The following is a 21,383-nucleotide window of genomic DNA, read 5'->3' as shown; positions in this document are numbered from 1 at the left end:
ACCCATGTTACCTCGAGAGGGGACGGAAACTTTTCATGGATCATATTATAGATTCCTAAATCAGGTTAATAACCCATGTTACCTCGAGAGGGGACGGAAACCTTGTAAACAAACCATCTTCGGCTTCATAGTCTCTAAGTTAATAACCCATGTTACCTCGAGAGGGGATTTTTTAGGTGAAATTCATAAGACTACTTGACAACGTTTTCACATTATGCTAATATATTGATTGTAAAGAACAGTTCTGATAGACAGAGAGGGCGCCCTTAAATTGGTGAAAAATACTTTCACCTTTTTGGGCGTTTTTTTAGTAAGGAGGATTAAAAATGTGAAGAAAGTACAATTGCATTTATCAAAGGTTGAAATAAGGGACGATGATCTGGTGGCTAAGTTACAGGGATTTCTCATGAGCCGAATTTCGGCAGATTTTGCGGATTTTCTCCATGAGCAAGAAACAAATCCCTACTCTTTGAATCTATACTCCACGAGAGAAAAAATGATCTGGACGGTTAATCTACTCGCTCAGGAAGCAGAAGAAGAGATATTGCCTCAGCTTTTGGACTTAAAAGAGATTCAGTTGAATACTTACTCAGAATCTATATCTGTAAAGGGACTGGAGATTCAGACTCTCTCGCAACAGAGTTTGCTGGAAGTTTTTCAGGAGGATAATCCTAGTTCTATCGTATATATCCATTTCTATACTCCGACCACCTTTAAACGGCAGGGGAAGTTTGTGCTCTTTCCAGATACGCGCTTGATTTTTCAAAGTCTCATGCAAAAATACAGCAGATTGATAGAAGGAAAATCAGAGATAGAGGAAGAAACTTTACAATTTTTGGCAGACCACAGCCAGATTAGTAGTTATCAGTTGAGAAGCCACTATTTTCCAATTCACGGTCGAAAATACCCTGCCTTTCGAGGCAGGGTGACGATTCGTATTCAAGGAGCATCGTCTTTGAAAGCCTATGCTCATATGCTTTTGAGATTTGGAGAATTTTCAGGAGTTGGCACTAAGTGTAGTTTAGGAATGGGAGGGATGAGAATTGAAGAAAGAAAAGCTTGATTTAATTTACAAGGCTTTGTTTTACAATATCGGTCGTCTAGTCAGTCGCTCGCAGGGTCGATCTGATGGAGAGCCAGCTGAGGGAAAAGACTGGCTTCAGAATTGTTTACCACAGCTGAACTTAGAGAATAATGAAAAAATAGCCAAGATTATTGCTCTGGCTGATTCTATTGTCAGAGGTCTACCTGAGCAGAAACAAGTATCCGATGGGCAGTTCTCCCAACCGTTGGCTGATATTTTTAACCGCTTTAAAGCGAAGAAGGAAGGTCTACGCTATCAGAAATTTGAGTTTTTGACAGATGATAGTGAGTTTTCTATTGCTAGTCAGGAGATAACCTCCATTAGTCAGTCAGACTATCAAGAGCTGTTGGAGCAGCTGATAAGAAAACTATGTGACATTTCATTGGAAGAGGAAAGTCTCCCAGCCCTTTTCAATATTTGGCAGAGTCTCTTTTCTACAGTGCCTCTACTTCCCAGTGATAAGGAATTGGGTGACATTTCTCTAGCAGAACACAGCAAGCTTACAGCGGGCTTCGCAGCTGCGATTTATGACTATCTGGAGGATAGTGGTCAGGAGCATCTGCTGGATGATCTGCCTACCTTTGATGGGATACGAAGCTTTTTACTGGCTAGCTTTGATCTGTCAGGAATTCAGGACTTTATCTACAATATTGCCAGTAAGGGAGCGGCTAAGCAGCTCAAGGCTCGTAGCCTCTATCTGGACTTGATGAGCGAGCATATTGTAGACAGTCTTTTGGCCGAGTTGGGTCTGTCCCGAGTCAATGCCCTTTATGTTGGGGGTGGACATGCCTATTTCATCTTGGCCAACACCGAGCAAACCATTGGTCAGCTAGTGAAATTTGAAAAAGCCTTTAACAAGTTCTTTTTGGAACATTTTCAAACAGGTCTCTATGTGGCCTTTGGCTGGAAGTCATTTTCAGCTGCAGATATTATGGTAGATACCTATTCTGGACCTGACTATCTGAAAAACTATCGGGAAATCTACCAAGGTGTCAGTCGTATGATTTCGGAGAAGAAGCTGTCTCGCTATGATGCAGCTAGTCTGCTGCTTTTAAATCAAGGTGGTAGGAGCTCTGAACGCGAGTGTGCCATCTGTCATTCTGTTGAGAAGGTCAAAACAGTCCATTACGGTGAAGGTGAAGAGTATGACTTGTGTACAGTCTGTCAGGAACTGAGCGGTTTTGCCAAAAAGATTGACAGGGATTATTTTCAAATCGTCTCTGACAGTCAGTCTGGTCTGCCTATCGGACCGGGTGCAGTTCTGACATCAGTGGAAAAAGTAGACCTTGGCAAACAGCCGGCTAGACTCTATGTGAAAAATAAGTGGTCAGATGATACAATAGGCACACCAGTCTTTGTCGGTGACTATAACTTTATCAAGGAAGATGGCACAAAGGCTGAGATCTATGACTATGCCGATCTATCGAGAGACAGTCAGACAAAGCAGGGAATTAAACGTCTAGCTGTCGTTCGGCTGGATGTGGATGATTTGGGTGCTGCTTTTATGGCTGGTTTTGCTGGTCAGGAAGATGGACGCTTTTCAACCTTTGCCCGTTCAGCTATCTTTTCACAGAATATGAGCTTGTTCTTCAAGTACTATATTCATCAATTTGCCCGAGGAAAGAAGCTGACTGTTATTTATGCCGGTGGTGATGATGTTTTTGCCATTGGTTCATGGCAGGATATTATTGCCTTTACAGTAGAGCTTCGTCAGCAGTTTCTCAGTTGGACCAATAGGAAACTAACCCTGTCGGCAGGTATTGGTCTTTATCCGGATAAGACACCGATTCACCTTATGGCTCAGGATTCCGGAGATTTGGAAGAAGCGGCTAAGTCGAACGGGAAAGACAGCATCGCGCTCTTTAAACAAAATTTCACATTTAAGTTTGACCAGTTTATCGAAGGTGTCTATCAAAGCAAGCTGGTGCAGCTTCGCAAGTATTTTAAATCACAGGATGAGAGAGGCAAAGCTTTTATCTATCGTTTGATTAAGCTTCTGAGAGCCTATGATAAGTTGAATACAGCCCGTCTGGCTTATCTGCTGGCTCGCTTGGAAGACGCTGCTTCCAAGGAGGAAAAAGAAAAGTTCAAAGAATTTAAAAACATTTTCTGGGCTTGGTATACAGGCGGTGAACAAGAACGACAAGAAGCTGAAATGGCACTCTTACTCTATATTTATGAAATTAGAAAGGATTAAGGAATGGCAATTTTAACAGATGACAACTATGTGGACAAGGCTGAGGCGGCAATCAAATCATTAAAAAGAAATAATCGGGATAGGAGAAATCCTGATGCCTTCTTGCTGACTACCAGCAAGATTCGCCACTTGCTGAGTTTGACAAGTGCATTGTTTGATGAAAGCAATGTAAAAGGCTACCCCGACCTGCAGGATAAGATTGCTTATCTGCGAGTTCAGTTCGTCTATCAGTCAGGTCGAGAATTTGCAGTAAAAGATTTGGTTCAGCAGGCTCAGATACTAGAAGCTCTCAAAGAAGTCTCTAATAAGGAAACGCTGCAGCGTTTCTGTCGCTATATGGAAGCCTTGGTTGCCTATTTTAAATTCTATGGAGGGAAAGATTAATATGACATACGCAAAAGTGAAAATTACTGCTCAGATTCGCTTGGAAACAGGCTTGCACATCGGTACCAGCAACGCCTTTGCAGCTATTGGAGCCACGGACTCTCCTGTTATCAAAGATCCAATCACCAATCTTCCAATTATTCCTGGTTCCAGTATCAAGGGAAAAATGAGAACCCTCCTGGCTCGTGTTTATAATGATAAACTCGCTAAGTCTCCTAAAGAAGACGGAGAAGTACTCAGCCGTCTCTTCGGAAATCACGATTCAAAAGATTATAAAATCGGCCGCCTCATCTTCCGTGATGCCTTTCTCCTGAACAAAGATGACCTTGATGCCAAGGGGGCCAAGAGTTATACTGAGGTCAAATTTGAAAATACCATCGACCGAATTACTGCAGTAGCCAATCCACGGCAGATTGAACGCGCTATCCGGGAGAGTCGCTTTGGTTTCGAGTTGATTTATGAAATCAATGACAAGTCTGCGGGTGAGGTTAACGAGGATATTCAGGCTATTGTTGACGGTTTGAAGCTCTTGGAGCTTGATTATCTGGGCGGTTCTGGAAGTCGCGGATACGGTAAAGTTGTCTTTGAAGACCTTCAGGCTCAGACAGTCTTTGGTCAGTATGATGAAGGTCAGTTGAATCAATTATTAAAAACGGAGGTCTGATATGACCTACAAGATGTATATGATGGATTTCCAATCCGCTCATTTTGGAAGTGGGAAACTGGATACTGCCAGTCTGACCTTTTCTGCCGATCGCCTTTTTTCCGCCTTGGTCTTAGAGGCCATTAAAGCGGATAAGCTGGATGATTTTCTTGAGCTGGCAAATCGGGAGAGCTTTGTACTATCAGATGCCTTTCCCTATAAAGGAGAAGCCTTTCTGCCTAAGCCAATCGGCTATCCAAGTCTGGACAAGTTACCTCAGGATTTGGATGTTCAGGAAATGCGCCAGCAGGCTAAAAAATCAAAAAAATTAAACTATATTAGTCTGTCAGACTTTGAGAACTTTCTAAATGGTCACAGTTTGGAAGCGAAAGTTTGTGCAAAATCCAGTCTTGTTACCAAGAATCAGCCTCTGAAAGAGGGTGGTTTGTTTCAGGTTGGGACAAAGACTTATGCCAAAGACAGCAAACTCTATGTGATTGCTGAGCAAAGCCAACTCTTTGATCTTTTGATGACCGGGCTGCAGTATTCTGGTATTGGAGGTAAGAGAAGCAGTGGTTACGGTCACTTTGATTTAGAAATTCATGATTTGCCGAGTGACTTGGCCCGAAAACTGACCCAATCATTAGATCGGGAGGTCATGCTTTTGACAAGCGCCTTGCCGGTAGATGATGAATTGGAAGCTGCCATGGCCGGAAGTAAGTACCTGTTGACTAAATCAAGCGGATTTGCCTTTAGCACGAGCGAAGCATCCAACTATCGTAAGCAGGACCTGTATAAGTTTAAGGTGGGATCGACTTTCTCTGAAACTTTCAGAGGACAGATAGTTGATGTCCGACCAAAAGGTTTCCCGCATCCTGTGTTAAACTTTGCCAAACCGCTATTTTACAAACTGGAGGTCTAGGATGAAGAGTGATTACAAAACATTTAAATTCACGCTGCGTACCATGGCTCCGGTTCATATCGGAAGTGGAGAAAAGTACACCAGCCAGGAGTTTATTTATGAAAATGACAGCTTTTATTTCCCGGATATGGGAAAATTCTATGCTAGTATGGTAGCCAAAGGTTTGGACCGTAGATTTGAAGCCTTTCTGATGGAGTATGGGGCGAGAGCTGTCAATAATCGTCTGGTCTCTTTTGCTGATGACAACCGCATTAAAGACAGAAACTTTGGTGGTTACAAGATTAAAGAAAGTGGTTATGAAAATGATAAATCTAGTCTAGGAACTCTCAATGAGATTTACAAGATTGTCCGCGATGGTTTTGGTCAGCCCTATATTCCCGGCTCCAGTCTCAAAGGGGCTATTCGTACCATTCTCTTAAATACCCATCCCGAATGGAAAGATGCTGATTTTGTGACTGGACATAGGGGAAAAGAAAAGGAAGATAAAACTGTCATCTCTTGGGGGGCAAAATCTGGTAAAGATTTCGACGATCTTTTTAACGAAATTCGGGTCAGCGACAGTCAGTCCCTTAAGATCAATGGGATTGATTTTAAGAATGAAGACATCATTCTGGTTCAAAAACTGGACAAGTCCAGTAAAGAATCAGGAGATAAGCTACGGGCTCTTCCTCTCTATCGGGAGGCTCTTCCTCCCTTCACTGTAGCAGAATTTACCATTACTACTACAACTGAAAGAGCAGCCAGCATGATAAGAAGTTTGGACCAGCTTTCCTTTGATTTCTACAATAGCTACAAAGACTTCTTTTTGGACGGTTTTTCTGAAAGATACATTCAGGATAATGTCCAATATCCTATCTATCTAGGGGCCGGCAGTGGATCCTGGACAAAGACCATTTTCAGACAAGCTGATGGGATTTTACAAAAGAGATACGAACGCTTAAAAACAAAGATGATTGGGAAAGGCGTACTTAAACTGACTAGAGCTGAAAATAAATCATTTTCTGTCAAAGGACAGGTGAGAAAGTTGGTCAAAAATAATGAAAATCTGTATGAAATGGGTAAGGCCAATTTCATTATTCAGGAGGTAAAAGTGTGAAAATAGTAATTTCGACAGTTGGAGATACAGATCCCATTCGGGCTTTTCATGATGGCTCCCTACTTCATATCGTAAGGAAGTATCGTCCCGATAAGGTTATTATTTTGCATTCTGAACGTACAGTTGAAAGGAACGACAGGATTACTCAAGCCATTCAGTCTATATCTGAGGATTATCATCCTGAAATTTTTCCGCATCCCTCAGTATTTCCAAATTCAGAAGTATTTCTTTTTGATGTCATGTACGACCAAATCTGGAAAATTCTTCAGGAATATCTAAATACAGGAGATGAGTTCATTTTAAACTTGTCCAGCGGAACGCCTCAGATGAAAGCTGCTTTGTTCATCCTAAATCGCCTTAATGACATCAATGTCAAGGCCGTTCAGGTGGTAAATCCTGTTAATGCGTCTAATGAAGGTCTCGGGCATGATAATGAGGAGGATATTGCTGAATTGATTGAGACCAACGAAGACAATAATCCTGACTTTGTGGATCGTACAGTCGAAGATCAATCGGAGAAGTTTAAACAATCTATCTTAAAGCGTACTGCTCGCACTCTGATTGAGAATCATGACTACAAGGCTGCTTTAGAAGTGATTCAGCAACTGGCTGCTACCACTCAGTTGAAAAGGGTCAGGGAAGAACTGAGCAATCTAGTAACCGCCCTTAATATTCAGGATATCCCAAAGCGACTGGCCAAAAGGAAACTGGGTGAAACAGAGAAGAAGGTTTTAAATGCTTACCTGACCATTGACCTGCAGGTCAAAAGAGGAAATGTGATGGAGTGCTTTATTCGTACCAAGTCCTTGGCTGAGTTTATGCTGGAGGATTACATCCAAAGACATTATCCTCAGGAACTACAGGATATTGAAGAGGATGAGCTTAAATATCTGTCTATCTGGGATTTCAGAAAAATTCTTAAAAAGAGACAGGAATGGCAGCTCTTAAAACAGATTAAACCTATTTTGGATCTGAATGAGTCCAGAAATGCAGTTGCACACAGTCTTAATCCCCTGAAAGAAGAAGATGTTAAACTTTTGGGGGCTGCCCAGAAATCTCTGAAAGACCTGATTCAGGACTGGTATTCTTTTGATAGGAAACTATTTGCCTTTTACGATGAAATGAACAAGAAATTATTAGAAGATTTAAGTTAGGACGATAAGATGAAAATTTTAATCTCTGCTGTCGGGACCACCGACCCTATTACAAAAAATCACGACGGAGCCCTCTTGCATTTGTGCCGTATTTACCGACCGAACAAGGTAGTCTTGATTTACAGTGAGGAAATGCTGGTAAAAAAAGACCGGATTCAAGCAGCTTTGCAGTCTATTGACGGCTACAATCCGGAAATTATGATTGACCCAACAATCCTTAAAAATGATGAAGTCTATGTTTTTGACAAAATGTACGCAGAAATCACTCAGATTATTGAGCGTTATCTGAGCGATGAGGATGAACTGATTTTGAACCTTTCGTCTGCTACACCGCAGATTATTTCCGCCATGTTTGCGGTCAATCGCATCAATAATTACAACATTCGGGCGGTGCAGGTGGCTACTCCTGAAAAATCAGCCAACAGACCTTTTAATCCAGCCACAGAACTACCGATTGAGGAATTGATTGATAGCAATAAAGACAATTAGGAAGATTTTGAAAATCGCAGTTTAGAAGACCAGTCTGAAAAGTTCAATCAGTCTCTAGTCAAACGCTATCTGTGTCAGTTAATTAAGCGTTATGATTATGCGGCTGCCTTGGCTATCTTGCAGGAAAAAAATAATAAGATCCTTTCTAAATCGCAAAGAGCCAAGGCATGCAATATTTTAAATAATTTTACCGATGTTTTTGAAAAGCAGGCCATTTTGCAGGATTTGGCTCGGGAAGGGGATAGCCAAGAGGCTGTTAAAGCTCTCAACTATTACCTGATGATTGATATTTTAAATCGCCGGGGTCAAATCGCTGATGTGCTCATCAAGGCGAAGTCTTTGGCAGAGTATATCTTGGAAGAAAAAATCCAATCCGAACATCCGGGCTTAATCGTCAGAAAGGAAAATCTTCCCAAGCTAAACCTGTCGCACCCAGATGCCGATGCTATCATTGACTATCTGGAGCATGAGATGAAGAAGGAGCGTGGGAGTGAAAGCAAGGAAAGAGTCTATAACAAGACTTCTACTTTGAACCTTTTGTCTTTTAGCAATATTTTGGAATTTTATCAGGCGGAAGAGTCTTTACTGGAAAGTATCAAATTAGTGAAGAGTTTCAACGGGGAAAGAAATCGTCTAGCGCATGGTCTCGCTGAAATCGATAAAAAGGCAATTAGCTCAAAAAGATTGCGCGCCTTGTTGGGAACATTAAAGGATATCCTCCAGTCCAACTATGATATTAGAGAAGAACGATTCTCCTATTACGATGTTAAGAATGAGGAGTTACTTAAACTGCTCAAGTAGCTCTCAGTTCTTCCTTTTTGGTTCAAAATATGTTATAATCAAAGAAGTTTCCACTTTTGGGCTGTTAAAACAAGATATGGTGGTTTTCTGGTATTTATGTACAAAATATAGGGTTAGTAACCCATATTACCTCGAGAGGGGACGGAAACAATATAATGAATCAATTTTCCCGTATTCTTATCTTGTTAGTAACCCATATTACCTCGAGAGGGGACGGAAACTCTCTTTACCTTGCAACTTACGGACTTTAATATCCGGTTAGTAACCCATATTACCTCGAGAGGGGACAAAATAGATAAAAATCGCTCTAGTGGGCGCTTTTTGTTATTTTGAAGTTCAAAAGTTCTTGAGGCAAAATGTCTCTTAGAAGTTTGAATTGCAAAAGAAAACAAAGGCTGTCTATTTTTTGTAAAAAACCCGAAATTTTAGTATAATGAAAAGACTAGAAGTATGAGGTAATGCCTATGGAAATGAAGCAAATTAGTGATACAACGATTAAAATCACAATAAAATTAGAGGATTTAGAGGAACGTGGGATGGAAATGGCAGATTTTCTAGTCCCACAAGAAAAAACAGAAGAGTTTTTCTATGCGATTTTAGATGAGTTGGAAATGCCAGAGAGCTTTTTAGATAGCGGCATGCTCAGTTTTCGTGTGACACCAAAGCCCGACCGATTGGATGTCTTTGTCACCAAGTCTAAGATTGATAAGAATCTGAACTTCGATGATTTGGCAGATTTGCCAGATGTAGAAGAGCTGTCTCAAATGTCTCCTGATGAATTTTTAAAGACATTAGAAAAAAATATTTTTGAGAAAAGTAAAGACGATATGGAGGCTGTTCGTTCTTTGGAAACGGCGGAAGCAGACGATAACACAAGCACTTCTGATATGGAGTCAGAGGAAAATAGTGACGAACTAACGCAGAAATATATTTATTACATTTTGAAATTTTCTAGCCTGAAAGAAGCAATTGTTTTTTCTAAGACAGTAGATTATGCTGTCAATACTTCGGAGTTGTACAAAATGGACGACCACTATTATTTGACAATCTTGGTTGATATTGAAGGGCGTCCAAAGCGTTATCCAGCTTGGCTCCTGGCTTTGATGCGTGAGCATGCAGAGGATACGGATGTGACAAGAGCTGTTTTGCAAGAACACGGTTACTTATTGCTTGTCAACGAGGCGGTTGCCAGTCTTCAAAAGGTTAAATGCTTATGATTCCCTTCCCTTTAAAATTCATTTTGGTGTTGCTTGGAACCTTTTTCATCGGTGTGATTCTCACGCCTTTGGTGCGTCTATTGGCATTTAAAATAGGTGCGGTTGATTATCCAAATGCTCGGAGAATCAACAAAAAGCCGATGCCAAGCAGCGGCGGTTTAGCTATTGTCATTGCTTTTTCGGTTGCTACGCTTGTTTTTATGCCGATGATTGTGCAGGCAACCTTTCATGGAAAAAGTTATTTTGATTATATTTGGCCTGTTGTCTTAGGAGGCGGCATCATTGCCTTAACAGGCCTTATTGATGATGTGAAAGAGTTGAAGCCTTTAGCAAAGATGTCAGGAATTGTGTTGGCTGCCAGTTTGATTTGGTTATTGACGGATTTTCGTTTGAATCATTTTAAAATCCCTTTTGGTGGGTCGCTGCTGCACTTTGCTCCTTGGTTGTCTTTCATTTTAACCGTTATCTGGATTATTTCGATTACCAATGCCGTTAATTTGATTGACGGGTTGGACGGATTAGTGAGTGGTGTATCCATTATTTCGCTGGTGACAATGGGGATTGTTTCCTACTTTTTCTTGCCAGATCACAATGTTTTTCTAACCTTAACTATTTTTGTCTTGGTCATGTCTATCGCAGGATTTTTCCCTTACAATTACCACCCCGCTATTATTTATCTGGGAGATACAGGAGCGCTGTTTATCGGTTTTATGATTGCGGTTTTGTCATTGCAAGGCTTGAAAAATGCGACAGCTGTCGCTGTGATTACTCCGATGATTATTCTGGGAGTGCCGATTACAGATACATTTTTAGCGATTGTGCGTAGAACTTTATCTGGACAAAAATTTTATACCCCCGATAAACGTCATCTTCATCACCGCCTGCTCTCTTTAGGCTTGACCCACCGTGGGACAGTTTTGGTTATTTATGGCATTTCTATGATTTTTGCCATGATTTCTCTTTTGCTAAATGTTTCGAGCCGTATCGGTGGGACGCTGTTAATTATTGGACTACTTTTTGGAGTGGAACTTTTGGTAGAACTAATTGGTGTTCTGGGTCCAAATCGAACACCGCTACTCAATATCCTTCGTTTTATCGGAAATTCTGCTTATCGAGAAGAAATTCGTACAAAATTCAGAAATAGAAGAAAGAAATAGAATCTTAAATTAAAACAAAATAAAAGCCTTTTTGGCTTTTTTTTGCTATACTTATAAGGTATATTATGGTTACAAAGAAAGGAAAATTTACCATGTCTGTCTTAGAAATCAAGGATCTCCACGTAGAAATCGAAGGAAAGGAAATTTTAAAAGGAGTTAATCTGACTCTTAAAACAGGAGAAGTAGCCGCCATTATGGGGCCAAACGGTACGGGAAAATCCACCTTATCAGCAGCGATTATGGGAAATCCAAATTACAAGGTAACCGAAGGGGAAGTTCTCTTTGACGGTGTCAATATTTTAGAATTGGATGTGGACGAACGAGCTCGCATGGGGCTTTTTCTTGCTATGCAGTATCCAAGTGAAATTCCAGGCATTACCAATGCAGAATTTTTGCGTGCAGCTATGAATGCAAGTAAAGAAGACGACGAAAAAATTTCTGTTCGTGATTTCATCATGAAATTGGACGAAAAAATGGAATTGCTGAATATGAAAGAGGAAATGGCCGAGCGTTATCTGAATGAAGGCTTTTCTGGCGGTGAAAAGAAACGCAATGAAATCTTGCAATTGTTGATGCTAGAGCCAACTTTTGCGCTACTGGATGAAATTGACTCTGGACTAGATATTGATGCACTGAAAGTGGTGTCTAAGGGCGTCAATGCTATGCGTGGTGAACATTTTGGTGCTATGATTATTACGCACTATCAACGTCTGTTGAATTATATTACGCCTGATGTGGTCCATATCATGATGGATGGGCGTGTAGTTGCTTCTGGTGGTCCGGAATTAGCTGTTCGTTTGGAGCAGGAAGGTTATGCCAAATTGGCTGAAGAACTTGGTTTTGATTACCAAGAAGAAGTCTAGTCAACCTTTCTTTTTACTTAGAAAAGATAGGAGAATGAAATGACAAAAGAAACCATTAAACATTTTTCACAAATGCATGCGGAGCCTGAGTGGTTGGCAAATCTCCGTCAAGCTGCCTTTGATAAAATAGATAAGTTGGAACTGCCTGTTATTGAGCGGGTGAAATTTCACCGCTGGAATTTGGGAGACGGCACGCTGTCAGAAAGTGAGGTTCTTGCAAATGTGCCTGATTTTACAGCACTGAATGACCATTTGACATTGGTTCAGGTTGGGACGCAGACTGCTTTAGAGCAATTGCCGGCTGACTTGGCGGAGCAGGGTGTCATCTTCACAGACTTTTATTCTGCTCTTGAGGAAATTCCAGAAATCATTGAGAAACATTTTATGTCTGCTGTTAAATATGACGAAGATAAGCTAGCAGCTTACCATACAGCTTATTTCAATAGTGGAGCGGTGCTCTATATTCCAGATAATGTTGAAATCAATCAGCCCATTGAAGGCATTTTTTACCAAGATAGTGAAAGTGATGTGCCATTTAACAAGCATATCCTGATTATCGCAGGGAAGCATTCCAAGTTTACCTATTTGGAGCGTCTGGAGACCTATGGCTCTGGGACTGTTCCCGTGACTGCTAATATCACGGTGGAAGTGATTGCACAGGCTGGTGCTCAGATTAAGTTTTCAGCTATTGACCGTCTGGGGGGAAATGTGACCGCCTATATCAGTCGTCGGGGTAAGTTAGACGATGATTCAATGATTGACTGGGCAATCGGGGTCATGAATGAAGGCGATGTGATTGCTGATTTTGACAGTGATTTGTTTGGTCGTGGCAGTCATGCGGATATGAAAGTGGTGGCTCTCTCTCGTGGTAGACAGATACAAGGGATTGACAGTCGTGTCACCAACTACGGTTGCAATTCGATTGGTAATATCCTCCAACATGGAGTGATTTTGGAAAAGGGAACGTTGACTTTTAACGGAATCGGTCACATTATCAAGGGAGCCAAGGGAGCAGATGCTCAACAGGAAAGTCGAGTGCTCATGTTGTCTGATAAAGCACGTTCAGATGCTAATCCTATTCTTTTGATTGATGAAAATGATGTGACAGCAGGGCATGCGGCGTCTATCGGTCAGGTGGATCCAGAAGATATGTACTATCTCATGAGTCGGGGACTGGATAAGGCGACTGCGGAACGTTTAGTTGTGCGTGGCTTCTTAGGCTCTGTTATCGTTGAAATTCCAGTCAAAGAAGTGCGTGCTGAGATGATTGAAAATATTGATGAAATTTTGGCTAAGAAGTAAGAGATAGGAAAAGAAATGTCTAAACTTGATGTAGAAGCTGTTCGGAAGGACTTTCCAATTTTGAATCAAATTGTCAATGATGAGCCACTAGTCTATTTGGACAATGCAGCAACGACCCAAAAGCCAAGGCAGGTTTTAAGAGCGATTACGGATTATTACGAAAATGATAATGCCAATGTTCATCGTGGTGTTCATACACTAGCAGAACGGGCAACGGCAGCTTATGAAGCTGCGCGGGAACGAGCGCGCTCCTTTATCCATGCCGCTTCAACGAAAGAAGTTCTCTTTACGAGAGGAACGACAACGGGACTCAATTGGGTAGCGCGTTATGCCGAAAGTGTCTTGCAGCCAGGCGACGAAGTGCTGATTTCCGTTATGGAGCACCATTCCAATATCATTCCTTGGCAGGAAGCCTGTAAGGAAACAGGTGCTAGATTGATTTATGCTTATCTGAAAGACGGTATGTTAGACCTCGCTGACTTTCAGTCGAAATTGACTGAAAAGACGCGATTTGTTGCTTTGGCGCATGTTTCTAATGTACTAGGTGTGGTGAATCCCATAAAAGAAATAGCAGAGTTAGTGCACCAGACAAATGCTCTTTTAGTGGTGGACGGAGCTCAATCAGTTCCTCACATGAAGATTGATGTACAAGACTTGGACGTTGATTTCTTTGCATTTTCGGGTCACAAGATGCTAGGTCCGACTGGTATCGGTGTTCTCTATGGCAAAGAAGAGCTACTTGAGCAAATGTCGCCTGTCGAATTTGGTGGGGAAATGATTGATTTTGTCTATGAACAAGAAGCGACATGGAAAGAGTTGCCTTGGAAGTTTGAAGCAGGCACACCCAATATAGCTGGTGCTATAGGTCTAGCTGCCGCCATTGACTATCTGGACAAGATTGGAATGGAAACAGTTCATCAGTATGAGCAGGAATTGATAGCTTATGTATTTCCAAAATTACAAGCTGTTGAGGGGCTTACCATTTATGGTTCGGAGGACTTGACTCAGCGGTCAGGTGTTATTTCCTTTAATCTAGCTGGGCTTCACCCTCATGATGTAGCAACAGCTCTGGACTATGAAGGCGTGGCTGTACGGGCTGGACATCACTGTGCTCAACCTTTGTTGAGTTACCTAGGAGTGTCAGCGACTGTTCGAGCTAGTTTTTATCTATATAATACCAAAGCAGATTGCGACAAGCTTGTTGAAGCTTTGCAGAAAACAAAGGAGTTTTTCGATGGCACTTTCTAAACTAAATAGCCTTTATAAAGCAGTTGTGACGGACCATTCAGCTCACCCTCATCATCAAGGTCGATTGGAGGGTGTAGAACAAGTTAGTCTCAACAATCCTACGTGCGGTGATGTCATCAGCCTGTCGGTTCAATTTGATGAGCAGGGCATGATTGAAGATATTGCCTTTGTGAATTCTGGCTGCAGTATTTCTACAGCTTCAGCCAGTATGATGACGGATGTAGTCCTAGGGAAGACGAAGGATGAAGCGCTAGCTTTGGCAGAAATTTTTTCTCAAATGGTGCAAGGTAAGGACGATGAGCAGCAAAAGGAACTAGGAGACGCAGCTTTTTTAGCTGGTGTTGCTAAGTTCCCTCAACGCATCAAATGCTCAACCTTAGGTTGGAACGCTCTTAAAAAGGCGATTGAGGAAGCTGGAAATTCTGAAAAGTTGAGTAAATGAAGCTAAAATAAATAAGCTGAGACAAAAGTGCTCAGCTTTCTTTGTTTATATCGTTAGCATTACAGACGCAGTAGCTAATTACTCAAAGCACTGCGTTGAGGTTACGGATAGAGCTTGAAAAGCAAGTCTCAAGGCGATTCGCTTTTCAAGCTTGGAAGAGTACTTTTGACGAAAACTTTGTTTTCTTTATCTGCCACCTCGACAGTCTCTCAGGCTGTTGAGCAGCCTTGTGGGAATGAGACTACAAACTAAAAATTTTTGATTTTGAGTTTTGTCACATTCCCAATTACTATTGAATGAGCTATAATATGTTCTATATCAACTTTTACAGCCCATTTGTCATTAAGTTACATTTGCTTATTTCCAACCTCAAAAGGTTTTTCAAGTCTTTCGAACTATGCGGAGATGAACGATGAAATCAAGCTTCTACGAAATACTGATTTCTATTTCGCTCGTTTATAATTTTTCATTGACATATTGTACGAATTCATTCCACCATGATTTGAGGAAGAAAGGACGACCAATTTTCTCCGCTGAAAGCATGGAAATAGTTGGTGGCTTCTTGTCAAGATAGCCTTTTCCAATCAAATCATTATCAGTATAGGTCAATTTCCCAACAATGACACCCTTTTTTAAAGGAGTGGGATAACCGTTTTTATCAGTTGTAAAATGAACAGTCGGTTTTTTATGATTGTATCTCCGCACAATGGTGAGTTTTTCACTAGCAACAGCAGTGACTTCATCTTTTTGCCCATTAATGATGCGAGCAGAGCTTTTATTGTAGGCTTCACCTTTTTTCACAAGAGTTTGGACTGTGAATTGCTGATAAATATAGGTCATAAATCTAGAGGTAGCTGTAAAGCGGGCATTCTCATCCTCATCTGCATGATCAACATTGAGGAGAACCGTAATCAAACGCATCCCTCTTTGCTGGATTGTTCCGACAAAGGAAGAGCCTCCTTTATCAGAAGTTCCAGTCTTGAGGCCATCTACTCCAGCTCGAAAGGCGGGCATATTTTTGAGCATGTGGTTGGACGATGTAAGCGTCATGCCTGCAAAGTTAGACGTAGCTTTTTGGGTGATTTCTAGAACTTCTGGGTAATCAAGGATTAAACGCCGAGCAATAATGGCAACATCGTGGGCGCTCATTTTATTTTCGTCTTCTTTTCCTGAACTAGGATAAATATGTTCCTCTCCTAAAACAGAATTATTCAGCCCAGAAGCATTGATGATAGTAGTACCTTTGATTCCCCATTGTTGCAATTTAGCTTTCATCAAATCCACAAATTTTTTCTCACTACCGGCAACTTTTTCAGCCAAGGCAATCGCTGGACTATTAGCACTTGCTATTAAAGAAGTTTCTAACAGTTCTTCGACAGTATATTTTCTAGCTTCCAAAGGAACGTTACTGGCGTCCGAATTAACGGTTAGTTGATAAGGGTAGTCAGAAATATCTACGGAAGTTTGTAAAGTGAATTTTCCTTGATGAATCGCTTCATAGACTAAATAGGCTGTTAGTAGTTTAGTAATAGAAGCAATTTCAACTGGCTGATTAGCATCTTTTTCATACAAAATTTTTCCGGTTGCAACGTCAACTGCGATAGCATGCTTAGCACCTACTTCAAAGTTGTCCGCTAAAACTGTAGGAGCTAGGAAGATCAAGAGAGTCGTTACAAGAGTAATAATAAATTTTTTCATGGTCATCCCTTTTTTGTAAACTTATTATTATTGTATCATAAAATAAGGAGAGCTTCATAGAAAAGGGAGGAAATAAGAAGAGAAAAACATGATTCATTTTTATTTTTAAAGCAAGTTCTGGTATAATAGATAGGATAAGAGACGAATAGAGGAAAACATGAAATTTACAGAATTTAAGTTTAAAGATTACATTCAAGAGGCACTTAAAGATTTGAACTTTGTTGAGGCGACAGAAGTCCAGGAAAAACTCATTCCGGTTGTGCTTGCTGGTCGTGACTTGGTGGGAGAGTCCAAAACAGGTTCAGGGAAAACACACACTTTCTTGCTGCCGATTTTTCAAAAGCTGAATGAAGATGCAGATAGTGTTCAGGTCGTTATTACCGCTCCTAGTCGTGAGTTGGCTAGGCAGATTTATCAGGCTGCACGCCAAATTGCTGCTTTTTCTGATAAGGAAATTCGAGTTGCTAACTATGTCGGTGGGACGGATAAAAATCGTCAGATTGGGAAATTGAGTTCCAGTCAACCACATATTGTCATTGGCACACCAGGACGCATTTATGATTTGGTCGAATCAGGTGACTTAGCCATTCATAAGGCGAATACCTTTGTCGTTGATGAAGCAGATATGACCTTGGATATGGGCTTTTTAGAAACAGTGGATAAGATTGCGTCCAGTTTGCCGAAGGATTTGCAATTTCTAGTCTTTTCTGCGACCATTCCGCAAAAATTGCAGCCATTTTTAAAAAAATATCTATCCAACCCGGTCATTGAGCAAATCAAAACCAAAACGGTTATTTCAGATACTATTGAAAATTGGCTGATTTCAACAAAAGGACGTGATAAGAATGCGCAGATTTATGAAATCACACAGCTCCTACAGCCTTATCTAGCTATGATTTTTGTCAATACTAAGACACGAGCGGATGAATTGCATAGCTATTTGACAGCGCAAGGTCTCAAGGTGGCAAAGATTCATGGGGATATTGCACCGCGGGAGCGAAAACGGATTATGAATCAGGTGAAGAACCTAGATTTTGAATACATTGTTGCGACAGATTTAGCTGCGCGGGGAATTGATATTGAAGGCGTTAGTCATGTCATCAATGATGCGATTCCGCAAGATTTGTCCTTCTTCATTCACCGAGTGGGACGAACTGGCAGAAATGGACTGCCAGGTACGGCTATTACACTTTATCAACCGAGCGATGATTCAGATATTCGTGAGCTGGAGAAAATGGGTATCCACTTCATTCCCAAGATGATTAAAAACGGAGAATTTCAAGATACCTATGACCGCGATCGCCGTGCCAATCGTGAAAAAACACAGGAAAAATTGGACACGGAAATGATTGGTCTGGTTAAAAAGAAAAAGAAGAAAATCAAACCGGGCTATAAGAAAAAAATCCAGTGGGCTGTCAATGAAAAACGCCGTAAGACAAAAAGAGCTGAAAATCGCGCACGCGGTCGTGCAGAAAGAAAAGCGAAACGTCAAAGTTTTTAGTCTTAAAATTTCTTTATCACTCTCATAAATAAAAACAATTATTCTTTAGAGAACGAATGTGATAGACTAGTCTTGCTAGTCTATTTTTATCGTAGTAAATAATTGGTGAAATAAAAAAATTGTGATAGAATTAGATATTATCGAGAAAGGGAAGTTACTATGATTGTTACAACAGCGGTTTTAACCTCTAATTGGTATCAAGAATTGGTTCAAAAGATTCCAGACGGACAGCTTTTTAGCTGGCGCTCTGTGTTTGACGGACTACCAAGAATTATCGAAAAATTACCAACAACACTACTACTGACCTTAGGAGGAGCTTTTTTTGGCTTGATTTTGGCTCTCATTTTTGCTATTGTCAAAATCAACCGTGTGAAAATTTTATATCCTCTGCAGGCTTTTTTCGTTAGTTTTTTGCGAGGGACACCAGTGCTTGTTCAGCTCATGCTGACTTATTATGGGATTCCTTTGCTTCTGAAGGCCATCAACTTGCGATTCGGTACGGGTCTGAATATCAATGCTATTCCAGCCTATCTATTTGCCATTGTAGCTTTTGCTTTTAATGAAGCGGCTTACGCTAGTGAAACCATTCGAGCGGCGATTTTGTCTGTTGATGCTGGAGAAATTGAAGCGGCTCGTAGTTTGGGAATGACAAACAGACAGGTTTACCGCCGTGTTATTATTCCCAATGCCGCAGTGGTTGCCACACCGACCTTGATTAACTCTTTGATTGGCTTGACCAAAGGAACTTCCTTGGCTTTCAGTGCAGGAGTTGTTGAGATTTTTGCTCAAGCGCAGATTTTGGGTGGTGCAGATTATCGCTACTTCGAGCGCTTTATCTCGGTTGCTCTTGTCTATTGGGGCGTGAATATTGTGATTGAAGCATTTGGGCGGTTTATCGAAAAGAAAATGGCGATTGAAGCGCCTGATAATCTCAATCCACAAATACAGGCGAAAGGAGATGTTCGATAATGATTCGTATTTCAAATTTCAGCAAATCCTTTTCTGGACAAATGGTTTTAAACAATCTTAGTTTAGAGATTCAAAAAGGAGAAGTGGTTGCTTTAATTGGTTCATCTGGTGCGGGGAAATCCACTTTCTTACGCAGTTTGAATTATCTGGAACAGCCAGACAGCGGCACGATTGCCATTGATGATTTTACTGTTGATTTTTCTACGATTAGCAAGGAAGAAATCCTAACCTTGCGACGAAAGTTAGCTATGGTGTTTCAGCAGTTTAATCTCTTTGAGCGTCGGACGGCTTTGGACAATGTCAAAGAAGGTTTATTGGTTGTAAAAAAATTATCAGACCAAGAAGCGACGAATCTTGCCAAAGAAGAACTGGCAAAAGTTGGTCTGTCAGACCGTGAAAATCACTATCCACGTCATCTGTCAGGTGGACAAAAACAACGTGTCGCTTTGGCGCGTGCGCTTGCGATGAAGCCAGATGTTTTGCTTTTAGACGAGCCAACATCAGCGCTTGATCCTGAACTAGTAGGGGAAGTTGAAAAATCCATTGCAGATGCAGCCAAGGCTGGTCAGACCATGATTTTAGTCAGCCATGACATGTCTTTTGTGTCTCAAGTGGCAGATAAAGTGCTGTTTTTGGATAAGGGGCACATTATTGAAATGGGAACTCCAGATGAAATAATGAACCACCCTAAAGAAGAACGCACAAAAGAATTTTTTGCCAGTTACAAACGGACATATATTTGATATAATAGAAAAAGAAGCCCAGTTGGCCTTGCTAGCTGGGTTTATTTTCAAGTTTGCGGCATTTGTTTTGAATGCCTTTAACAAAAATTAGGGAATAGAGGAGTGACTATGCTGTCTCAAGTTTTTTTACTCTATCTAGAGAGTTTACTGATTACGGCGCTATTGGTAGGGAGTTTTCTCGGATTATGGATTGGGCTGCGTGCTGTTCGCCGTGTTGATAAAACAATCAAAGATCGACAAGCTCATCTGTATGATATGCTATTGATTGCAGTGATGACGATTCCGATTTTATCCTTTGCAATGATGGGGATTCTGCTTATCTTCAGAGCATAATGTTTGAAAAAAGAGCTTAATAACGTTAGAATAACAGTGATTACAATAAAGGAAGTAAATTTATGTACGACACAATTATTATTGGAGCTGGACCAGCAGGCATGACAGCTGCGCTTTATGCTGCTAGAAGTAATCTTAAAGTGGCTCTTTTGGAACGTGGCATTCCAGGCGGACAAATGAACAATACCTCAGATATTGAAAATTATCCTGGATATGCTAATATCAGTGGTCCAGAACTAGCCGAAAAAATGTTTGAACCGCTCGAAAATTTGGGAGTGGAGCATTTGTTTGGCTCTGTTGAAAAAATCGAACACCAAGGAGCAATAAAAAAAGTCTTTACAGAAGATGAGATTTTTGAAACCAAGACGCTTATTATTGCGACTGGAGCTGTTCATCGTCATCTAGGAGTTCCGGGTGAAGAAGAATTAAACAGCCGCGGGGTGTCTTACTGTGCAGTCTGTGACGGAGCCTTTTTCCGAGATGAAGATTTGCTTGTGGTCGGTGGAGGCGACTCTGCGGTGGAAGAGGCTGTATTTTTGACTCGTTTTGCAAAAACGGTGACGATTATTCATCGGCGCGATGAATTGCGAGCCCAAAAGTTACTGCAAGAACGTGCATTTGCCAATGAAAAAATTCATTTTATCTGGGATTCAGTTGTGAAGGAAATCAAAGGTGACAAGCGCGTTAGCAGCGTTATGGTAGAGAATGTCAAAACGGGTGAAATATCTGAACATGAATTTGGCGGTGTCTTTATCTATGTTGGTTTAGATCCAGTTAGTGAGTTTGCCAAAGATTTGGGCATTACCAATGAAGCAGGCTGGATTGTAACCGATAATCATATGAAAACGGCTATTTCTGGCATCTATGCTATTGGAGATGTTCGCGAAAAAGATCTTCGCCAAGTAACGACAGCTGTCGGTGACGGAGCGGTTGCAGGGCAAGAAGTCTACAAGTATATCACAGAGAATTTTTAGAGCGAAAGACCAAAATCATCTTGAAAATTTTTGTTTCGTAGTCTCAGCCACGCAAGGCTTCTCAGCAGTTTAGGTGGTGGATAAAAAACGAAGTGTTTGACAAAGGTATTCTTTCGAACTTGTAAAGCGAATGTCTTTAGACTTTTGTTCCAGCATTAAGTGTACT

At 41.0% G+C, this 21,383-nt stretch carries 21 protein-coding genes; 20 read left to right on the top strand and 1 reads right to left on the bottom strand.

Annotated elements, in window-relative coordinates:
* Window positions 1–328 precede the first annotated feature (328 nt).
* The 15 genes from cas6 (at window position 329) to sufU (ending at window position 14,999) form a co-directional block, all read left to right on the top strand.
* Window positions 329–1,063 carry a CRISPR-associated endoribonuclease Cas6 gene (gene cas6, locus HMPREF2634_RS09110; protein WP_070836499.1) on the top strand — a complete coding sequence of 245 codons (735 nt, stop codon included), beginning with the start codon at window positions 329–331 and terminating at the stop codon, window positions 1,061–1,063.
* Window positions 1,044–3,281: a type III-A CRISPR-associated protein Cas10/Csm1 gene (gene cas10, locus HMPREF2634_RS09105; protein ID WP_070836498.1), complete on the top strand. Its 2,238-nt coding sequence runs from the start codon at window positions 1,044–1,046 to the stop codon at window positions 3,279–3,281. The genes cas6 and cas10 overlap by 20 nt, the downstream gene beginning before the upstream one ends.
* Window positions 3,282–3,284: 3 nt before the next feature.
* The gene (csm2, locus tag HMPREF2634_RS09100; RefSeq protein WP_022527060.1) at window positions 3,285–3,665 is read left to right on the top strand and encodes a type III-A CRISPR-associated protein Csm2; all 381 of its coding nucleotides are present in this window, start codon (window positions 3,285–3,287) and stop codon (window positions 3,663–3,665) included.
* A gap of 1 nt (window position 3,666) precedes the next feature.
* On the top strand, window positions 3,667–4,329 hold the full coding sequence (gene csm3 / locus HMPREF2634_RS09095; protein ID WP_070836497.1) for a type III-A CRISPR-associated RAMP protein Csm3: 663 nt from the start codon (window positions 3,667–3,669) through the stop codon (window positions 4,327–4,329).
* 1 nt (window position 4,330) lies between these two features.
* The gene (gene csm4 / locus HMPREF2634_RS09090) at window positions 4,331–5,230 is read left to right on the top strand and encodes a type III-A CRISPR-associated RAMP protein Csm4 (RefSeq protein ID WP_070836496.1); all 900 of its coding nucleotides are present in this window, start codon (window positions 4,331–4,333) and stop codon (window positions 5,228–5,230) included.
* A 1-nt stretch (window position 5,231) separates the two neighbouring features.
* Window positions 5,232–6,326, top strand: coding sequence for a type III-A CRISPR-associated RAMP protein Csm5 (gene csm5 / locus HMPREF2634_RS09085; protein WP_070836495.1), 1,095 nt, complete (start codon window positions 5,232–5,234; stop codon window positions 6,324–6,326).
* The gene (locus tag HMPREF2634_RS09080) at window positions 6,323–7,480 is read left to right on the top strand and encodes a type III-A CRISPR-associated CARF protein Csm6 (RefSeq protein ID WP_022527056.1); all 1,158 of its coding nucleotides are present in this window, start codon (window positions 6,323–6,325) and stop codon (window positions 7,478–7,480) included. Before csm5 ends, HMPREF2634_RS09080 begins: the two co-directional genes overlap by 4 nt.
* Window positions 7,481–7,489: 9 nt before the next feature.
* Window positions 7,490–7,969 carry a type III-A CRISPR-associated CARF protein Csm6 gene (locus HMPREF2634_RS10335; RefSeq protein WP_373878983.1) on the top strand — a complete coding sequence of 160 codons (480 nt, stop codon included), beginning with the start codon at window positions 7,490–7,492 and terminating at the stop codon, window positions 7,967–7,969.
* A gap of 216 nt (window positions 7,970–8,185) precedes the next feature.
* On the top strand, window positions 8,186–8,770 hold the full coding sequence (locus HMPREF2634_RS10330; protein WP_373878982.1) for a hypothetical protein: 585 nt from the start codon (window positions 8,186–8,188) through the stop codon (window positions 8,768–8,770).
* A 464-nt stretch (window positions 8,771–9,234) separates the two neighbouring features.
* Window positions 9,235–9,987, top strand: a complete 753-nt coding sequence (gene mecA, locus HMPREF2634_RS09070) for an adaptor protein MecA (RefSeq protein WP_021001304.1) — start codon at window positions 9,235–9,237, stop codon at window positions 9,985–9,987.
* Window positions 9,978–11,144: a glycosyltransferase family 4 protein gene (locus HMPREF2634_RS09065; RefSeq protein ID WP_041783991.1), complete on the top strand. Its 1,167-nt coding sequence runs from the start codon at window positions 9,978–9,980 to the stop codon at window positions 11,142–11,144. Before mecA ends, HMPREF2634_RS09065 begins: the two co-directional genes overlap by 10 nt.
* 92 nt (window positions 11,145–11,236) lie before the next feature.
* The gene (gene sufC, locus HMPREF2634_RS09060; protein ID WP_041783992.1) at window positions 11,237–12,007 is read left to right on the top strand and encodes a Fe-S cluster assembly ATPase SufC; all 771 of its coding nucleotides are present in this window, start codon (window positions 11,237–11,239) and stop codon (window positions 12,005–12,007) included.
* 39 nt (window positions 12,008–12,046) lie between these two features.
* Window positions 12,047–13,309 (top strand): Fe-S cluster assembly protein SufD, encoded by a 1,263-nt coding sequence (gene sufD / locus HMPREF2634_RS09055; protein ID WP_021001307.1) that lies wholly within the window; start codon window positions 12,047–12,049, stop codon window positions 13,307–13,309.
* Window positions 13,310–13,324: 15 nt separating this feature from the next.
* Window positions 13,325–14,557 (top strand): cysteine desulfurase, encoded by a 1,233-nt coding sequence (locus HMPREF2634_RS09050; RefSeq protein WP_021001308.1) that lies wholly within the window; start codon window positions 13,325–13,327, stop codon window positions 14,555–14,557.
* Window positions 14,544–14,999 carry a Fe-S cluster assembly sulfur transfer protein SufU gene (sufU, locus tag HMPREF2634_RS09045; RefSeq protein WP_003025879.1) on the top strand — a complete coding sequence of 152 codons (456 nt, stop codon included), beginning with the start codon at window positions 14,544–14,546 and terminating at the stop codon, window positions 14,997–14,999. Before HMPREF2634_RS09050 ends, sufU begins: the two co-directional genes overlap by 14 nt.
* A gap of 456 nt (window positions 15,000–15,455) precedes the next feature.
* Here the strand turns inward: sufU and pbp3 are convergent, their stop codons facing one another.
* A complete protein-coding gene (pbp3, locus tag HMPREF2634_RS09040; protein ID WP_021001309.1) occupies window positions 15,456–16,697 on the bottom strand; it encodes a D-alanyl-D-alanine carboxypeptidase PBP3 in 1,242 nt (413 codons plus the stop codon).
* A 157-nt stretch (window positions 16,698–16,854) separates the two neighbouring features.
* Here pbp3 and HMPREF2634_RS09035 point away from each other — a divergent pair, with 157 nt between their 5' ends.
* The 5 genes from HMPREF2634_RS09035 to trxB all read left to right on the top strand — a co-directional run bounded on the left by HMPREF2634_RS09035 (window position 16,855) and on the right by trxB (window position 21,217).
* A complete protein-coding gene (locus tag HMPREF2634_RS09035; protein WP_070836494.1) occupies window positions 16,855–18,198 on the top strand; it encodes a DEAD/DEAH box helicase in 1,344 nt (447 codons plus the stop codon).
* A gap of 159 nt (window positions 18,199–18,357) precedes the next feature.
* Window positions 18,358–19,167: an amino acid ABC transporter permease gene (locus tag HMPREF2634_RS09030; protein WP_021001311.1), complete on the top strand. Its 810-nt coding sequence runs from the start codon at window positions 18,358–18,360 to the stop codon at window positions 19,165–19,167.
* Window positions 19,167–19,910 carry an amino acid ABC transporter ATP-binding protein gene (locus HMPREF2634_RS09025; protein WP_003025869.1) on the top strand — a complete coding sequence of 248 codons (744 nt, stop codon included), beginning with the start codon at window positions 19,167–19,169 and terminating at the stop codon, window positions 19,908–19,910. Before HMPREF2634_RS09030 ends, HMPREF2634_RS09025 begins: the two co-directional genes overlap by 1 nt.
* Before the next feature lie 108 nt (window positions 19,911–20,018).
* The gene (locus tag HMPREF2634_RS09020) at window positions 20,019–20,243 is read left to right on the top strand and encodes a DUF4059 family protein (RefSeq protein WP_003025868.1); all 225 of its coding nucleotides are present in this window, start codon (window positions 20,019–20,021) and stop codon (window positions 20,241–20,243) included.
* A 62-nt stretch (window positions 20,244–20,305) separates the two neighbouring features.
* Complete coding sequence (trxB, locus tag HMPREF2634_RS09015; protein WP_003025866.1) at window positions 20,306–21,217, top strand: thioredoxin-disulfide reductase; 912 nt, start codon at window positions 20,306–20,308, stop codon at window positions 21,215–21,217.
* Window positions 21,218–21,383: the final 166 nt, after the last annotated feature.

This window comes from Streptococcus sp. HMSC034B03 (assembly GCF_001838575.1).
Classification (GTDB): Bacteria; Bacillota; Bacilli; order Lactobacillales; family Streptococcaceae; genus Streptococcus; species Streptococcus anginosus.
This window is presented reverse-complemented; position numbering and strand designations above follow the sequence as displayed.

What these genes read in the sequence shown, in the direction of transcription:
- sufC (WP_041783992.1), top strand. Translation starts at nt 11,237, where the DNA reads ATGTCTGTCTTAGAAATCAAGGATCTCCACGTAGAAATCGAAGGAAAG.
- mecA (WP_021001304.1), top strand. Translation starts at nt 9,235, where the DNA reads ATGGAAATGAAGCAAATTAGTGATACAACGATTAAAATCACAATAAAA.
- sufD (WP_021001307.1), top strand. Translation starts at nt 12,047, where the DNA reads ATGACAAAAGAAACCATTAAACATTTTTCACAAATGCATGCGGAGCCT.
- csm4 (WP_070836496.1), top strand. Translation starts at nt 4,331, where the DNA reads ATGACCTACAAGATGTATATGATGGATTTCCAATCCGCTCATTTTGGA.
- HMPREF2634_RS09025 (WP_003025869.1), top strand. Translation starts at nt 19,167, where the DNA reads ATGATTCGTATTTCAAATTTCAGCAAATCCTTTTCTGGACAAATGGTT.
- HMPREF2634_RS10335 (WP_373878983.1), top strand. Translation starts at nt 7,490, where the DNA reads ATGAAAATTTTAATCTCTGCTGTCGGGACCACCGACCCTATTACAAAA.
- HMPREF2634_RS09020 (WP_003025868.1), top strand. Translation starts at nt 20,019, where the DNA reads ATGCTGTCTCAAGTTTTTTTACTCTATCTAGAGAGTTTACTGATTACG.
- HMPREF2634_RS09050 (WP_021001308.1), top strand. Translation starts at nt 13,325, where the DNA reads ATGTCTAAACTTGATGTAGAAGCTGTTCGGAAGGACTTTCCAATTTTG.
- csm3 (WP_070836497.1), top strand. Translation starts at nt 3,667, where the DNA reads ATGACATACGCAAAAGTGAAAATTACTGCTCAGATTCGCTTGGAAACA.
- pbp3 (WP_021001309.1), bottom strand. Translation starts at nt 16,697, where the DNA reads ATGAAAAAATTTATTATTACTCTTGTAACGACTCTCTTGATCTTCCTA.
- HMPREF2634_RS09030 (WP_021001311.1), top strand. Translation starts at nt 18,358, where the DNA reads ATGATTGTTACAACAGCGGTTTTAACCTCTAATTGGTATCAAGAATTG.
- csm5 (WP_070836495.1), top strand. Translation starts at nt 5,232, where the DNA reads ATGAAGAGTGATTACAAAACATTTAAATTCACGCTGCGTACCATGGCT.
- sufU (WP_003025879.1), top strand. Translation starts at nt 14,544, where the DNA reads ATGGCACTTTCTAAACTAAATAGCCTTTATAAAGCAGTTGTGACGGAC.
- HMPREF2634_RS09035 (WP_070836494.1), top strand. Translation starts at nt 16,855, where the DNA reads ATGAAATTTACAGAATTTAAGTTTAAAGATTACATTCAAGAGGCACTT.
- HMPREF2634_RS09065 (WP_041783991.1), top strand. Translation starts at nt 9,978, where the DNA reads ATGCTTATGATTCCCTTCCCTTTAAAATTCATTTTGGTGTTGCTTGGA.
- csm2 (WP_022527060.1), top strand. Translation starts at nt 3,285, where the DNA reads ATGGCAATTTTAACAGATGACAACTATGTGGACAAGGCTGAGGCGGCA.
- trxB (WP_003025866.1), top strand. Translation starts at nt 20,306, where the DNA reads ATGTACGACACAATTATTATTGGAGCTGGACCAGCAGGCATGACAGCT.